The 14,648-nt window shown below is 71.3% G+C and carries 14 protein-coding genes; 8 read left to right on the top strand and 6 right to left on the bottom strand.

Annotated features, from left to right (window positions below):
- Window positions 1-63 precede the first annotated feature (63 nt).
- A complete protein-coding gene (locus AMK27_RS16680; protein WP_073907963.1) occupies window positions 64-561 on the bottom strand; it encodes an ATP-binding protein in 498 nt (165 codons plus the stop codon).
- A 306-nt stretch (window positions 562-867) separates the two neighbouring features.
- On the opposite strand from AMK27_RS16680, the gene AMK27_RS16675 reads away from it, so the two are divergent.
- From AMK27_RS16675 to AMK27_RS16645, 7 genes are all read left to right on the top strand, one after another.
- Window positions 868-1,740 carry a helix-turn-helix domain-containing protein gene (locus AMK27_RS16675; protein WP_073907960.1) on the top strand — a complete coding sequence of 291 codons (873 nt, stop codon included), beginning with the start codon at window positions 868-870 and terminating at the stop codon, window positions 1,738-1,740.
- Window positions 1,741-1,841: 101 nt separating this feature from the next.
- A complete protein-coding gene (locus AMK27_RS16670; protein ID WP_073907957.1) occupies window positions 1,842-3,299 on the top strand; it encodes an aldehyde dehydrogenase family protein in 1,458 nt (485 codons plus the stop codon).
- 88 nt (window positions 3,300-3,387) lie between these two features.
- The gene (locus AMK27_RS16665) at window positions 3,388-3,927 is read left to right on the top strand and encodes a DinB family protein (RefSeq protein ID WP_073909407.1); all 540 of its coding nucleotides are present in this window, start codon (window positions 3,388-3,390) and stop codon (window positions 3,925-3,927) included.
- A 45-nt stretch (window positions 3,928-3,972) separates the two neighbouring features.
- The gene (locus tag AMK27_RS16660; protein ID WP_073907954.1) at window positions 3,973-4,587 is read left to right on the top strand and encodes a PadR family transcriptional regulator; all 615 of its coding nucleotides are present in this window, start codon (window positions 3,973-3,975) and stop codon (window positions 4,585-4,587) included.
- 143 nt (window positions 4,588-4,730) lie between these two features.
- Window positions 4,731-5,792: an ATP-binding cassette domain-containing protein gene (locus AMK27_RS16655; RefSeq protein ID WP_073907951.1), complete on the top strand. Its 1,062-nt coding sequence runs from the start codon at window positions 4,731-4,733 to the stop codon at window positions 5,790-5,792.
- Complete coding sequence (locus AMK27_RS16650; protein WP_073907948.1) at window positions 5,789-6,553, top strand: ABC transporter permease; 765 nt, start codon at window positions 5,789-5,791, stop codon at window positions 6,551-6,553. Before AMK27_RS16655 ends, AMK27_RS16650 begins: the two co-directional genes overlap by 4 nt.
- Before the next feature lie 319 nt (window positions 6,554-6,872).
- Window positions 6,873-7,979 carry a sialidase family protein gene (locus tag AMK27_RS16645; protein ID WP_241847522.1) on the top strand — a complete coding sequence of 369 codons (1,107 nt, stop codon included), beginning with the start codon at window positions 6,873-6,875 and terminating at the stop codon, window positions 7,977-7,979.
- A gap of 40 nt (window positions 7,980-8,019) precedes the next feature.
- Here the strand turns inward: AMK27_RS16645 and AMK27_RS16640 are convergent, their stop codons facing one another.
- From AMK27_RS16640 to AMK27_RS16630, 3 genes are all read right to left on the bottom strand, one after another.
- Window positions 8,020-9,441, bottom strand: coding sequence for a glutamate decarboxylase (locus AMK27_RS16640; RefSeq protein ID WP_073907945.1), 1,422 nt, complete (start codon window positions 9,439-9,441; stop codon window positions 8,020-8,022).
- 47 nt (window positions 9,442-9,488) lie between these two features.
- On the bottom strand, window positions 9,489-10,772 hold the full coding sequence (locus AMK27_RS16635) for an ion channel protein (protein ID WP_073907943.1): 1,284 nt from the start codon (window positions 10,770-10,772) through the stop codon (window positions 9,489-9,491).
- A gap of 169 nt (window positions 10,773-10,941) precedes the next feature.
- Window positions 10,942-11,310 carry a YbjQ family protein gene (locus tag AMK27_RS16630; protein WP_073907940.1) on the bottom strand — a complete coding sequence of 123 codons (369 nt, stop codon included), beginning with the start codon at window positions 11,308-11,310 and terminating at the stop codon, window positions 10,942-10,944.
- Between the two features lie 157 nt (window positions 11,311-11,467).
- Here AMK27_RS16630 and AMK27_RS16625 point away from each other — a divergent pair, with 157 nt between their 5' ends.
- Complete coding sequence (locus AMK27_RS16625; protein ID WP_198955889.1) at window positions 11,468-12,178, top strand: DedA family protein; 711 nt, start codon at window positions 11,468-11,470, stop codon at window positions 12,176-12,178.
- A 108-nt stretch (window positions 12,179-12,286) separates the two neighbouring features.
- Here AMK27_RS16625 and AMK27_RS16620 read toward each other — a convergent pair whose 3' ends face one another.
- Together AMK27_RS16620 and AMK27_RS16615 are read right to left on the bottom strand one after the other, a co-directional pair.
- On the bottom strand, window positions 12,287-13,957 hold the full coding sequence (locus AMK27_RS16620) for a threonine/serine exporter family protein (protein ID WP_073907934.1): 1,671 nt from the start codon (window positions 13,955-13,957) through the stop codon (window positions 12,287-12,289).
- A gap of 116 nt (window positions 13,958-14,073) precedes the next feature.
- Window positions 14,074-14,565, bottom strand: a complete 492-nt coding sequence (locus AMK27_RS16615; protein WP_024758444.1) for an inorganic diphosphatase — start codon at window positions 14,563-14,565, stop codon at window positions 14,074-14,076.
- Window positions 14,566-14,648: the final 83 nt, after the last annotated feature.

Genomic DNA, 14,648 nt, shown 5'->3' with positions numbered 1-14,648 from the left:
CCGGCCGATGCGGCCGGGGCCCTTCCCCTTTCCTCCGTACGTACGGTGCGCGGTGCGGCGCGGCTACTCCGGACCGATCCGGAACAGCGCCCACACCACCTTGCCCCGCAGCGTGCCGGCGAGCGGATGCCACCCCCAGCTGTCGCTGAACGAGTCCACCAGGAACAGTCCGCGTCCCGACTCGGCGGCGAAGTCCTCCTCGCCGCCGCGCGCCTCCGGGCTCTCCTTGCTGGGGTCGCGCACGGCGCACACCAGGCGCGAGGACCAGCGCATCAAATGCAGGCGAACCGGTGGGTTCTGGCCTTCTTCCTGGGGCGCGTCGGCGGGCACCGCGTGGCGCAGCGCGTTGGTGACGAGCTCGGAGACGACCAGGGCCACGTCGTCGAAGCGCTCGGTCAGCTGCCAGCGGTCGAGCGTCGCGCTGGTGAACTTCCGGGCTCCCCGCACGGCTTCGTACCGCGCGGGCAGCGCGCACGAGGCGGAGGTGGAGACGGCGCCGGGATCGATCGGCGGAAGGCCCTGCCGTAACGGCTCGAGCACGGTCGATCCATTCGTCCCCATGCGAGGCACTCCCGGGAATCGCGACTGTGGTGCGACAACACGACAACACGAACGAGTACGCGGCTGCGCGGGGTCCATGGTTCCGAATGCGTCCACTGGATGCAAGGGCAGATGCACGTGCACGCGCCGGACCTGTCCGTCCCCGTGCCTAATCTGTGCATAAGTCGTCCGCCGCGGGAGGCGAACTTTCCGCGACTGCCCGGAACTCGCCGTCTTTCCGTAATCGAATGTGTACGCGCTGAAGCGTTTGGTGGCAGAATCCGGGGCTCGACGGGGGCTCGACACCGTAAGGGGAGGCTGGGAGCCGTGACCGCAGGCGAATCGGGCGGAGCGAGCGGGAGTGTGGTGCGGCGCATCCTGCTGGGCTCACAGCTGAGGCGGTTGCGCGAGTCCCGCGGGATCACCCGCGAGGCGGCCGGTTACTCGATCCGCGCGTCCGAATCCAAGATCAGCCGTATGGAGTTGGGACGGGTGAGCTTCAAGGCCAGGGACGTCGAGGATCTGCTCACGCTGTACGGGGTCGGGGACGAGGCCGAGCGCGGCTCGCTCCTCGGGCTCGCCCGCGAGGCCAACGTCGCCGGGTGGTGGCACAGCTTCGGCGACGTCCTGCCGGGCTGGTTCCAGACGTACATCGGCCTGGAGGGCGCCGCCTCCCTCATCCGCGTCTACGAAGTGCAGTTCGTGCACGGCCTGTTGCAGACCGAGGCGTACGCCCAGGCCGTCGTCACCCGGGGCATGCCCGACGCCCCCGCCGCCGAGATCGACCGCCGCGTCGCCCTCCGCCTCGAACGGCAGAAGGTCCTCGTCTCCGAGCGCGCCCCGCAGTTCCACGCCGTCCTCGACGAGGCCGCGCTGCGCCGCCCCTACGGCGACCGGGACGTCATGCGGGGCCAGTTGAGGCATCTGATCGAGATCTCCGAACACCCCGGCGTCACGCTCCAGATCATGCCCTTCAGCTTCGGCGGGCACGCCGGCGAGAGCGGCGCCTTCACGATGCTGAGCTTCCCCGAGTCGGACCTCTCCGACATCGTCTACCTGGAGCAGCTCACCAGCGCCCTCTACCTCGACAAGCGCGAGGAGGTCGCCCAGTACCAGCGCGTGATGGAGCGACTGCAGAAGGAAGGGCCGGATCCGGCCGAAAGCCGTGACCTTCTTCGAGGACTCCTCCAACTCATCTGACACATCAGTACGATGACGTGACATCAGTTCCGACGTTTCGGCGTTTCGACGTCACTTCTGTCATCCGTGCGGAAGTAGAGCGGGTAGAGGGGTCTCGATCCATGTCGCACTTCACCGACCTGGCCCATCAGTACATCGACGGCGAGTGGAAGCCCGGCAGCGGCTCGTGGGACATCATCGACTTCAACCCCTACACGGGGGAGAAGCTCGCCTCGATCACCGTCGCCACCGCCGGTGAGGTCGACCGCGCGTACCGCGCCGCGGAGCGCGCCCAGGCCGAGTGGGCCGAGACCAACCCGTACACCCGCCGGCTCGTCTTCGAGCGGGCGCTGCGGATCGTCGAGGACCGCGAGGAGGAGATCGCCGAGACGATCGTCGCCGAGCTCGGCGGCACCCGCCTCAAGGCGGCCTTCGAGCTGCACCTCGCCAAGGAGTTCCTCCGCGAGGCGGTGCAGCTGGCGCTGCGCCCCGAGGGACGCATCCTGCCGTCCCCGGTCGACGGCAAGGAGAACCGCGTCTACCGCGTCCCGGTCGGCGTCGTCGGTGTCATCTCCCCCTTCAACTTCCCCTTCCTCCTGTCGATCAAGTCGGTCGCGCCCGCGCTGGCCCTCGGCAACGCCGTCGTCCTCAAGCCGCACCAGAACACCCCGATCTGCGGCGGCACCCTCGTCGCCAAGGTCCTGGAGGAGGCCGGTCTGCCGGCCGGTCTGCTGAACGTCGTCGTCACCGACATCGCCGAGATCGGCGACGCGCTCCTCACCCACCCCGTGCCGAAGGTCATCTCCTTCACCGGCTCCGACAAGGTCGGCCGCCACGTCGCCACGGTCTGCGCGCAGAACTTCAAGCACGCCGTCCTCGAACTGGGCGGCAACAGCGCCCTGATCGTGCTCGACGACGCCGACGTGGACTACGCGGTCGACGCCGCCGTCTTCAGCCGCTTCGTGCACCAGGGACAGGTCTGCATGGCCGCCAACCGCATCCTGGTCGACCGCACGGTGGAGGAGGAGTTCACCGAGAAGTTCGTGGCGAAGGTGAAGACCCTGCGCGTCGGCGACCCCGCCGACCCGGCCACCCACATCGGTCCGCTCATCAACTCCCAGCAGGCCGAGGCCGTCTCCTCGCTCGTCGACCAGACGGTCGAGGCCGGGGCCACGGCGCTCCTGCACGGCACGGTCGACGGCAACCTCGTCTCCCCGTCCGTCCTCACCGGCTTCGCCCCGGACGCCCCCGTCCTCGGCCAGGAGATCTTCGGCCCGGTCGCTCTGATCGTCCCGTTCGACGGCGAGGACGAGGCCGTACGGATCGCCAACGACACCCCCTACGGGCTCAGCGGCGCCGTCCACACGGGGAACGTCGAGCGCGGCGTGCGCATCGCCAAGCGCATCCACACCGGCATGATCCACATCAACGACGGCACCGTGCACGACGAGCCGATCGTGCCCTTCGGCGGCGAGAAGCACTCGGGCGTCGGGCGGCTCAACGGCGAGGCCATGGTGGAGAGCTTCACCACCCAGAAGTGGATCTCGATCCAGCACGGCCGGAGCCGCTTCCCCTTCTGATCCCGTCGCCACTTGAGGACACTCCCTGTCCGCAAGCCTCCGTAGCGTGGTCGGTGTCGAGAAGGTTCAGCTACGGAAGGCGGACATCATGGTGGCTCTGGTTCCCACGGAGGCCCACGGCGACGAGCGCGGCGCGCTCCTCAACTTCGTCGAGGCCCAGCGTGCCGCGATCCGCCGCTCGCTCCTCGGTCTCACCGAGGAGCAGGCGGCGAGTCGCCCCAGCGCCAGCGAGCTCAGCCTCTCCGGGCTGCTCAAGCACGTCGCCGAGGTCGAGCTGAACTGGCTCCGGCTGGCCCAGCAGCAGCCGAACGAGCGGCAGCGCTCCCAGGAGACCTGGGACGAGGGCTTCCGGCTCGTGGGCGGGGAGACGATCCCCGAGATCGTGGAGTTCTGGGCCGGGGTGGCGAAGGAGACCGAGGAGTACATCCGCTCGGTGCCGAGCCTGGACGACACGTTCCCGCTGCCCAAGGCGCCCTGGTTCCCCGAGGACGGCCGGGTCTCGGTCCGCTGGATGCTCCTCCACCTGGTGCAGGAGGCCGGCCGGCACGCCGGGCACGCCGACGTCATCCGCGAGTCCCTGGACGGCAAGGGCTCCTTCGAGCTGATCGCGGCGGAGCAGGGGCGGTGACCCCGCGCGCGTACCCTGGTCAAAATTGACTAGGAGGTACGTGGGATGTCGGCGATCCGTCTTCTCGTCCTGGGCGCGGTCAAGCAGCACGGCCGCGCCCACGGCTACCAGGTCCGCAACGACCTGGAGTTCTGGGGCGCGCACGAGTGGTCCCACGCCAAGCCCGGCTCGATCTACCACGCGCTGAAGCAGATGGCGAAGCAGGGACTGCTGCACGCGCACGAGGTGGCGCCGAGCGCGGTGGGCGGGCCGCCGCGCGTCGAGTACGAGCTGACGGCGAGCGGCGTCGAGGAGTACTACGCCCTGCTGCGCGAGGCGCTGACCACGTACGACCAGAAGATGGACGTCCTGTCGGCGGGCATCGGCTTCATCGTGGACCTGCCCCGGGCGGAGGCCGCGGAGCTGCTGCGGGAGCGGGTGCGGGCGCTCGACGAGTGGCGGACCGCGGTCACGGAGTACTACACGCCGGAGGGCGGCCCCGGCCAGCTCGGGCACATCGGCGAGATCATGCACATGTGGGTCCACTCGGCGGACGCCGGCAAGGAGTGGACGCTCGGTCTGATCGAGCGGATCGAGGGCGGGGCGTACGTGTTCGCGGGCGAGGGCGATCCCTTCGTGGGCGTGCTGGCGGAGGGCGAGGAGAACCCCTTCGCGACCTGATCGCGCGCACGGGTCGATCGGCACCGCCGGATCGACCGAGGCAATCCACTAATCAAGTTTGACTAACCCGCCGGAAGGGCATACGTTGCTCCGTCGGTGGCGACTGGTCAAGTTTGACTACAAAGATTTCTGGAGGAATCGACATGGCGGCGACTGGGGACGCGATCCTCGTGGAAGGCGCGCGCAAGCGGTACGGCGAGAAGGACGCCCTGGCCGGGCTCGACCTCACGGTCCGGCGCGGCACGGTCCACGGCCTGCTCGGGCCCAACGGCGCGGGCAAGACGACGACCGTACGGATTCTCGCGACCCTCCTCCGGCACGACGAGGGCCTGGTGCGGGTGGCGGGCCACGACGTACGGACCGAGGCCCGGGAGGTACGGCGGCGGATCGGGCTGCTCGGGCAGCACGCGGCCCTCGACGAGGAGCTGGGCGGCCGGCAGAACCTGGAGATGTTCGGCCGGCTCCACCACCTGGGCGCGCGGCACGCGGGCGTGCGGGCCGACGAGCTCCTGGAGCGCTTCGGCCTCACCGACACCGGCCGCAAGCCGGTCAAGCAGTTCAGCGGCGGTATGCGGCGGCGGCTCGACCTGGCCGCCTCGCTGATCACGGAGCCGGAGGTGCTCTTCCTCGACGAGCCGACGACGGGGCTCGACCCACGCGGGCGTGGCGAGGTCTGGGAGTCCGTGCGTTCGCTCGTCGGCGGAGGCACCACGGTGCTGCTGACCACGCAGTACCTGGAGGAGGCCGACCAGCTCGCCGACCGGATCTCGGTCGTGGACCAGGGGCGGGTCGTGGCGGACGGCACGGCCGACGAACTCAAGGCGCGCGTCGGCGCCGACCGCATCGACGTGGTCGTACGGGACGCGGCGCGGCTCGACGAGGCGGCCGGGCTGCTGCCCGTGCCGCGGGCCGAGGTGAGCGTGGACGCCGACCGGAGGCTGCTGAGCGCGCCGGTGGCGGACCGGATGGCCTCGCTCACCGAGACCGTGCGGGTGCTGGGGGCGGCCGGGATCGACGCGGAGGACATCGCCCTGCGGCGGCCGACGCTGGACGAGGTCTTCCTGCGTCTGACGGGGCCGTCGGACGGGTCGGACGGGTCGGAGGCGTCGGATGCCCCGGGTGCTTCGGGTGCTTCGGGTGCTTCAGGTGGGTCGGGTGCGGCGGGCGGTTCTGTCGGGGGTCGGGAGAGGGAGGTGACGGCATGAGTGCCGCGTACGTGGTGAGCGACTGCTGGACGATGACCCGCCGGGAGCTGGCGCACTGGGCGCGACAGCCGGTGCAGGTCCTGGTCGGGCTCGTGTTCCCGGTGATGATGCTGCTGATGTTCGGCTACCTGGTCGGCGGCGGGCGGAGCGTCGACGGCGACTACGTCGACTTCCTGGTGCCCGGAATGCTCACGCTGACCATGGTCTTCGGGCTCGAAGGCACCATGACGGCGGTGACGCAGGACCTGAACAAGGGGGTCATCGACCGGTTCCGGGCGATGCCGATGGCCGACGGCGCGGTGCTCGTGGGGCGGTCGGCCGCCGACATGCTCCAGTCGGCGCTGGGACTGCTCGTGATGGTCGGCGTCGGGTACGCGATCGGCTGGCGGGCGAACGGCGGCCTCGGCAGCACCCTCGGGGCGCTGGGGCTGCTGCTCCTGCTGCGGTTCGCGATGCTGTGGATCGGGATCTTCCTCGCGCTGGTCGCGGGGCGCGCCGAGCTGGTGCAGGCGGTGCAGATCCTGGTCTGGCCCATCGGCTTCCTCTCCAACGCGTTCGCGTCGCCGGACTCGATGCCGGGCTGGCTCGGCACGTTCGTGGAGTGGAACCCGATGTCGGCGACCGCGACGGCGGTCCGTGACCTCTTCGGGAACCCGGGCGGCGAGCCGGGGCACGTCTGGGCGGCGGTGGTGTGGCCGCTGGTGCTGCTCGCGGTCTTCTTCCCGCTGGCGGTACGGAAGTTCGGGCGGCTCGGGAAGTAGCCGGGAACCGGCGGCGCGGAGGTGGGAACCCGAGGGCGGTGAGCGGTGTATTGAAAGCAGCGGTTCACCGCGGACCGCCCGAGGGAGGACAGGGGGACGTGCGATGCGCAGGCCCGTGGGAGGAGCGGCCGGCGCCGTCGTGGCGCTGGTGCTGGTGGTGTTGAGCGGGTGTTCGGGGTCGAAGCCGGCGGTGGACCCGGGCGGTTCGAGGAGCCCGGGGGCCTCCGGGAGCCAGGGGGCTTCGGCCGGCCCCGGTGCTACGGGGGCTTCGGGTGTTCCGTCCGCTCCGGGTGCTTCGGGAGGGGGCGGCGAGGGGCCGGTGGCGCGCCCGGATCCGGGGCTGTTCGGGGCGCCGCCCCGGATTCCGTCCGCTCCGGGGCTGCCCGGCTGGGCGCACAGTCTGGGCTTCGCGCGGGACGGCAGCGGGTTCGCGCTGCTCGCCTCGTGCGTGAGCGACCCGGCGGCCCCGGAGAACGGCTTCTGCCGGCAGCACGTGGCCGTGCGGGACGCCGGGGCGGAGAAATGGGTGCTGCGGCGGTCCCCGCTGCCGCGGGTCCTGGGGACGGACGGCATATCGGCGAACCTGCTGCCCCTCGGCCCAGGCCGGGCGCTCGTCGAGGAGGGCAGTGCCGGGCCGGGCTCGCGGACCTGGTTCACCGGGGACGGCGGGCGCACCTGGCGGGCGGGCGACCGGCGCACGGTCGGGACGACCCCGGAGATACCCGAGGGGGCGGTGCTCGGCACCGACTGCGCCGAGCCCCCCGATGCCCTGCCCGACGACTGCGAGCGGGAGCGGATCGTGGTGGTCTCGCCGCAGGACGGGCGGCGCCGGGCGCTGGCCCGGGCTCCCCTCCTGGGGGCGCATCCCCGGCCCCAGGAGCAGCCGGAGCCCGACGGGTCCTGGTGGGTGTCGGGCACGGACCCGCTGTCGGGGCGGGCGGCGGTCGCCGTCTCCCGGGACGGGGGGCGCGGCTGGACGGTGAGCCGGCTGCCGAGTCCCGTCACGAGCCCCGGGTGGCACACGGCGGTGGCGGTGGGCAGGGACGCGGTGTACGCGGCGGAGATGGGCGAACTGGTGGGCGGTGAGCCCGTCAAGAACCCGATGCGGGCGCTGCACCGTTCGGTGGACGGCGGGCGGACCTGGCAGCGGATGTGGACGACGGGGCCGAGCGAGCAGCCCCGCAGCCTGCTCGGCCTGCCGGTGCCGGGTCCCGGTGGCCGGGTGGGCATCGGGGCGGAGCTCTCGGGATACGAGAGCGTGGACGGCGGCCGCACGTTCGTCGGGCTCGGCGAGGGGACGCACCACACCCGCCGCACCCCGCTGGGCCTGCTGCGGGAGGGGTCGCGCTGCGCGTACGCGCTGACCGCGGACGGGGTGCGCTGGTCGGAGTTCCGGCTGGCCTGCGACGACGCGGTCGGCGACTGACGGGTCAGAGTGCCGCCCGGCCCGGCCGGCAGGACATCCCCTAGTGGTGGAAGGAGGTCGCCGCGCTCGTGTCCTGGGTGAAGGGCTGGGACTGGCTCCGCAGTTCGGGCAGCAGCCGGACCAGATCCTCGATGAGGAGTCCGGCGAGGTCGGCGGAGAACCCGTTGCGGCAGACCACGCGCAGCACGGACAGATCCTCGCGGTTGGCGGGGAAGGTGTAGGCGGGGACCAGCCAGCCCTGTTCGCGCAGCCGCCGGGAGACGTCGAAGACGTTGAAGGAGGTGACGTCGGGGGCGGTGGTGAAGGCGAAGACGGGCAGTTCGTTGCCGTGGGTGAGGAGCTGGAAGTCGCCCATGGCCTCGATCCGTTCGGCGAGGCCGCGGGCGATGTCGCGGGAGGTCTGCTGCACCGCCCGGTAGCCCTCCCGGCCGAGCCTCAGGAAGGTGTAGTACTGCGCGACGACCTGGGCGCCCGGCCGGGAGAAGTTGAGGGCGAAGGTGGGCATGTCGCCGCCCAGGTAGTTGACGCGGAAGACGAGTTCCTCGGGGAGTTCCTCGGGAGAGCGCCACAGGGCCCAGCCGACGCCCGGGTAGACCAGGCCGTATTTGTGACCGGAGGTGTTGATCGAGGAGACGCGGGGGAGCCGGAAGTCCCAGACCAGGTCGTCGTCGACGAAGGGGGCGACCATGGCGCCGGAGGCGCCGTCGACATGGACGGGGATGTCGAGGCCGGTGCGTTCCTGGAGGGCGTCGAGGGCGGCGCAGATCTCGGCGACGGGTTCGTAGGAGCCGTCGAAGGTCGAGCCGAGGACGGCGACGACACCGATGGTGTTCTCGTCGCAGAGCGCGGCGGCGGTCTCCGCGTCGAGGTGGAAGCGGTCGCCCTCCATGGGGACGAGCCGGGCCTCGACCTCCCAGAAGTTGCAGAACTTCTCCCAGCAGACCTGGACGTTGACGCCCATGACGAGGTTGGGGCGGGCGGTGCCGGGGTAGCGGTCGGCGTTCCGCTTGGTCCAGCGGCGCTTCAGGGCCATGCCGGCGAGCATGCAGGCCTCGCTGGAGCCGGTGGTGGAGCAGCCGACGGCGGCGGCCGGGTCCGGGGCGTGCCACAGCTGGGCGAGCATGGCGACGCAGCGGCGCTCCAGTTCGGCGGTGCGCGGGTACTCGTCCTTGTCGATCATGTTCTTGTCGCGGCACTCGGCCATCAGGACGCCCGCCTGGGGCTCCATCCAGGTGGTGACGAAGGTGGCGAGGTTGAGCCGGGAGTTGCCGTCGAGCATCAGCTCGTCGTGGACGAGCTGGTAGGCGCTCGCCGGGGGAAGGGGGCCGTCGGGCAGCCGGTGGTGGGGCGGGGCCTCGGTCATGCCGCCGACCGGGTTGGCGGCCTCCCCGAAGAACGGGTTGAGGGAGAGCCGGCGGGCGGGCTCGGCGGGGGAGGCGGCAGGACCCTTGTGGAGCGGCATGGGGGACTCCTTCTGTCCGGTGGGGAGGCTCCCCCGAGGGGCGGGGGTCAGTGCAGGGACTTGCCCTGGGCGTCGAGTTCGAGCTGGGGGCGGCCGGTGACGATCAGCCAGGCGGGGAGGGAGGCCAGGCAGAGCAGGGCGAGCATCGAGGCCGAGGAGGCGACGACGGCGGCGACGAAGAGGCTGATCCAGCCCTGCCGGGTGGTGGCGAGCAGGACGCCGAGGACGCCGGCGGAGACGGCGACCGCCGGGTGGACCTCGGGGACGAGGGCCTGGGCGAGTAGCCCGAACGCGGCGCCGATGAACACGGCGGGGAAGATCCGGCCGCCCCGGAAGCCGCAGGAGGCGGCGACGAGGAGGGCGAGGAGTTTGATCACGGCCATCTTGGCGAGCTCGCCGGAGGACCAGCTGCCGACCGAGGCGGAGAGCTCCTTGACCTCGTCCAGGCCCTTGAAGAGGGTCATCTGTCCGCCGGCGGCGCCCAGGAGGCCGAGGACGAGGCCGCCGACGGGCAGCATCAGCATGGGGTGGCGCAGACGTCCGAACGCGGCGTGGACATGGGGGAAGAGGTAGCAGGCGGCGAGCCCGAAGACGGCCGCGGCGGAGGCGATCACCAGGGCGGCGAGCAGGTCGCTCCAGCCGGGGTCGGTGAGGGGCGGGAGCCCCATGTCGAAGGTGGGGTCGGCCAGCAGCTGGGTGGTCATGGACCCGGCGCCGGCGGCGACGAGCGGGGCGAAGAGCCGGTCCCAGAGCGAGCCGCGGCCCGGCTGGCCGACGAGGGCCTCGGAGATGACGAGGGCGGCGGCCACCGGGGTGCCGAAGAGGGCGCCGATGGTGGCGGCCGAGGCGAGGCCGACCCAGAAGGCGCCCGGCACGGCGGGGGCCATCCTGCGGCCCACCCAGTAGGCGAGGGCGATGTTGGCCTCGATGATCGGGTTCTCGGGTCCGAGACTGACGCCGCCGGCGAGCGTGAGCGTGGCCGCGAGCAGCAGGCTCGGTACGACCCCGGGGGCGAGCGGCGCGCCGCCGAGGCCCAGGGAGGCCGGGTCGGGCCCGGCGTGCCCGGGGACCTTCCAGACGACGAGGCCCACGGCGATGCCGGACGCCGTGAGCATGCTGATGATCCAGAGGGAGGAGTAGTCGCCGATGCCGAGCGCACCCGGCAGGTCGTGCCAGAGGACGTCCTGGAGCTGATCCGCGAGGGCCTCGATCCCGAGGAGCAGCAGGCTCGCCGCGACGCCGACCACGAGCGCGGGCAGCACCTGGGGGAGCAGGATCCGCAGCGGGGTCGCGTCGGCGGGGGGAGGGGGCGGAGCATGATCGGTGGCCACCGACCCACCATAAGTGAGCAAATGCCGCACAACATCCCGAAATTCGGGTCGAACGGACGTGCACCTCACACCGCGTCAGGCCCGGGGCCGCCGACGCCCGAACCGGCCGAGGCCCGGCCCCGGGGCATGAGCCCCGGGGGCCGGGCAGCAAGGGGGACGGGTCGCAGGGTCAGGCGCGCGGGGCGATCACCACCGCCGTGCCGTACGCGCACACCTCCGTGCCCACGTCCGCCGCGTCCGTCACGTCGAAGCGGAACATCAGCACGGCGTTCGCGCCGCGCGCCCGCGCCTGCTCCACCAGCCGTTCCATGGCCTGGTTCCGGGTCTGCACGAGGGTCTTCGTCAGACCCTTCAGCTCCCCGCCGACCATCGACTTGAGGCCCGCGCCGATCTGGCTGCCCAGATGGCGGGAGCGGACGGTGAGCCCGAAGACCTCACCGATCACCTGCCGGATCTCGAAGCCCGGCACGTCGTTCGTCGTCACGACCAGTACGTCGGGGTGCGACCCCTGGCCGCCTCCGTACTCCTCGATGCCCATCGGCATACACCTCCTGGCCCACAGCCTCCGGGGAGCGGGCCCTCTCCGCATCCTGTGGGCGCCAGGTGGAACCGGTCGGGTTCGGTCCACGTTGATAGCTTGGGGCCAGCCGTCCCCCATGCCCCCATGCCCCCTTGACCGCAGGAGCCCGGAACCCGTGAACACGCTTGCCCTCGGACCGAGCTGGTTGGACCCGGATTATCTGATCCAGACCTTTGGTCCGATCGGTGTCCTGGCCATTGTCTTCGCCGAGTCCGGCCTCCTGATCGGGTTCTTCCTGCCCGGCGACTCGCTGCTCTTCACCACCGGCCTGCTGATCACGACCGGCAAGCTGGACATGCCGCTGTGGCTGATGTGCACGCTGATCGTGGCCGCGGCCGTCCTCGGCGACCAGGTCGGATACCTCTTCGGGCGCAAGGTCGGCCCGGCCCTCTTCAAGCGCCCCGACTCGAAGCTCTTCAAGCAGGAGAACGTCGAGAAGGCGCACGAGTTCTTCGAGAAGCACGGCCCGAAGTCGCTGATCCTGGCCCGCTTCGTCCCCATCGTGCGCACGTTCACGCCGATCATCGCCGGCGTCAGCCGCATGAACTACCGCCTGTTCATCACGTACAACATCATCGGCGGCGTCCTGTGGGGCGCGGGTGTGACCATCCTCGGCGCCCTCCTCGGCAAGATCGACTTCGTGCACCAGCACATCGAGATGATCCTCGTCGGGATCGTCCTGATCTCCGTCGTGCCGATCGTGATCGAGGTCCTGAGGTCCCGCTCCCAGTCGAAGAAGGAGCAGGCCAAGGGCGACCACACCCCCGGTGACCACGACGCCCCCGGCACCCCCAACCCGCCCCGCGGCCGGCACGCCAAGCGCTGACCCCGCCCCCCGAAGCGCCGAAAGGGCCCCGCACACCGTGCGGGGCCCTTTCTCATCCTCTGTGCCGTCCCGGTCCGCGCGCCGCCCCCGGGCCCCCGTACGCGCGCCCTAGAAGCCCCTCGTCCGCTTGGCCGCGCGGCGGGCCGCCGCGGCGCCGGGCGCCTGCATGAAGAGGCGGGCCAGCTCGCCTCCCAGGTTCACCCCGATCGCGATCGCCAGCGCGAGGGCCGCCGCCTTCGCCAGCGAGGCGAAGCCCTGGTCCAGGTTGTTCTGCGCGATCGCGAGCACCCCGAAGTACGTCGCCGAACCGGGCAGCAGCGGGCCGATCGCCGCCGTCACGTACGGCAGCGACGAGGTGTGCTCGTAACGGGCGATCAGCTGCCCGAAGAGGCCCACCAGACCCGCCGCCACCGCCGTCGCCATGACCGTCGACCCGTTGGCGGTCACCGCTATCGACGCGTAGATCACCCACGCCACCCCGCCGTTCAGGGTCGCGAAGAGCACCGTCGCCCGCGACTGCTGCAACAGGATCGCGAAGGTCGCGCACAGCACCATCGACGCCAGGATCTGCGTCACCGGCCGCTCCACCGCCTCCAGCTTCCCCTCCGGGTTCAGCTGCGCGTCGAACTGCACGGCGATGTAGAGCACCGACAGCACGCCCACCACGATCGCGACGAAGAAGTACGCGACCTCCAGGAGCCGGGCCGAGGCCGTGATGTAGAAGCCGGTCAGACCGTCCTGCACCGCCGCCACCAGCGCCCGCCCCGGGATCAGCGCGAACAGGCCACCGGTGATCACCGCCGACGGCCGCAGATCCGCATGCAGCATCGTCAGGAGCACGCCCATCGCCGCCGGCGGCATCGCCGCCACCAGGAACTGGTAGAACTCCGGCATGCCGCGCCCCGCGAACAGCCACGCCAGCCGGTCGCCGAGCACCGCGCCGAGCGCCGCCACGAAGAACACCGTCGCACCGCCGCCCAGCAGCACCGAGGCCGCGCCGGCGAGCACACCCGCCGCCGCCGTCAGGACCCAGCCGGGGTACGGGTGCCGGTTGCGCCGTATCTCCGCGAGCCGCCCGTAGGCCTCCTCGGGCGTCACCTCGTGCGCCCGCGCGTTGATGTCCGCGAGCAGCGTGTACACCGCCGCGAGCCGCGTGTAGTCCGTGCCCCGGCGCCGTACCGTCCGGTTCGCCGTGATCGGATCGTCCACCAGCGACGGCTGGTACGTGACGGACAACAGGGTGAACGTCACCGTCGGCTCGACCCGGTCCAGACCGTACGAGCGGCAGATCGCGAACATCGCCGCCTCGACGTCCTCCGCGCCCTCCCCGCCCGCGAGCAGCAGCTCGCCGATACGCAGGGTCAGGTCGAGCACGCGCGGCACCGAGGGACCGCTCTCGTCCTCCTTGCGCGCCGCCTCGGGCACCGGCCGCTCACCCACCGGCAGCCGCAGCATGGTCCGCATCCGGTCCTGCCACGGCGCGTTCTGCGAGAGCCGCACCAGGGGCACCCCGTACGCCGGGGTGAACGCGGGCGGCGAGTTCTTGGCCGAGTACGTGGCGGGCGGCGCGAACGCCGAACCCTCCTGCTCGGCCGGCGGCTCCGCCGTCAGCCCCGGCGGAAGGGCGAACTCGGAGGTCGGATGCTCCTCCTCCGGCGGCGCGGGCTGCTCCACCCCGACCGGCGGCGCGAACGCGCTCCGTGCCTCGTCCGACTGGGGCTTCCGGTCCTCCGGAACCCCTCCCGGACCGTTCTTCGAGCCGTCCGGCTCCGCCACCACTCTGTCCGCCTCACTTTCCCGGGAACCGTAGATTCCAGTATGAGCGTGCGACGGATGTGCGAAAGGCGGTGCACCCAACGGGTGCACCGCCTTCACACGCTCAGAACAGAACAGGCTCAGTGGCCGCCCTGCTCCTTGGCACGCGCGTACGACTTCTCGATCTCTTCCTCGGCCTCGGCGCGACCGACCCAGTCCGCGCCCTCGACCGACTTGCCCGGCTCCAGGTCCTTGTAGACCTCGAAGAAGTGCTGGATCTCCAGGCGGTCGAACTCCGCGACGTGGTGGATGTCCCGCAGGTGCTCCATGCGCGGGTCCGTGGCCGGGACGCACAGCAGCTTGTCGTCGCCGCCCGCCTCGTCCGTCATGCGGAACATGCCGATCGCGCGGCACTTGATCAGGCAGCCCGGGAAGGTGGGCTCGTCGAGGATGACGAGCGCGTCCAGCGGGTCGCCGTCCTCACCCAGGGTGTTCTCGACGTAGCCGTAGTCGGTCGGGTAGGCCGTCGACGTGAACAGACGACGGTCCAGACGGATGCGACCCGTCTCGTGGTCGACCTCGTACTTGTTACGCGATCCCTTGGGGATCTCGATGAGAACGTCGAACTCCACGGGTGGCTCCTCCTGAATCAACACAACTGAATGCTCGCGACGACGCGCGGTGATTAAGTGTCCCTCACGCAGGTGTGTGATCG

Origin of the sequence: Streptomyces sp. CB02009 (assembly GCF_001905825.1) — a bacterium.
Taxonomy (GTDB): Bacteria; Actinomycetota; Actinomycetes; order Streptomycetales; family Streptomycetaceae; genus Streptomyces.
Note: the sequence above shows the minus strand (reverse complement) of the source record. Positions and strands in the feature narration are given on the sequence as shown.

What these genes read in the sequence shown, in the direction of transcription:
- AMK27_RS16680 (WP_073907963.1), bottom strand. Translation starts at nt 561, where the DNA reads ATGGGGACGAATGGATCGACCGTGCTCGAGCCGTTACGGCAGGGCCTT.
- AMK27_RS16650 (WP_073907948.1), top strand. Translation starts at nt 5,789, where the DNA reads ATGAGTGCCGCGTACGTGGTGAGCGACTGCTGGACGATGACCCGCCGG.
- AMK27_RS16640 (WP_073907945.1), bottom strand. Translation starts at nt 9,441, where the DNA reads ATGCCGCTCCACAAGGGTCCTGCCGCCTCCCCCGCCGAGCCCGCCCGC.
- AMK27_RS16655 (WP_073907951.1), top strand. Translation starts at nt 4,731, where the DNA reads ATGGCGGCGACTGGGGACGCGATCCTCGTGGAAGGCGCGCGCAAGCGG.
- AMK27_RS16660 (WP_073907954.1), top strand. Translation starts at nt 3,973, where the DNA reads ATGTCGGCGATCCGTCTTCTCGTCCTGGGCGCGGTCAAGCAGCACGGC.
- AMK27_RS16630 (WP_073907940.1), bottom strand. Translation starts at nt 11,310, where the DNA reads ATGGGCATCGAGGAGTACGGAGGCGGCCAGGGGTCGCACCCCGACGTA.
- AMK27_RS16670 (WP_073907957.1), top strand. Translation starts at nt 1,842, where the DNA reads ATGTCGCACTTCACCGACCTGGCCCATCAGTACATCGACGGCGAGTGG.
- AMK27_RS16665 (WP_073909407.1), top strand. Translation starts at nt 3,388, where the DNA reads ATGGTGGCTCTGGTTCCCACGGAGGCCCACGGCGACGAGCGCGGCGCG.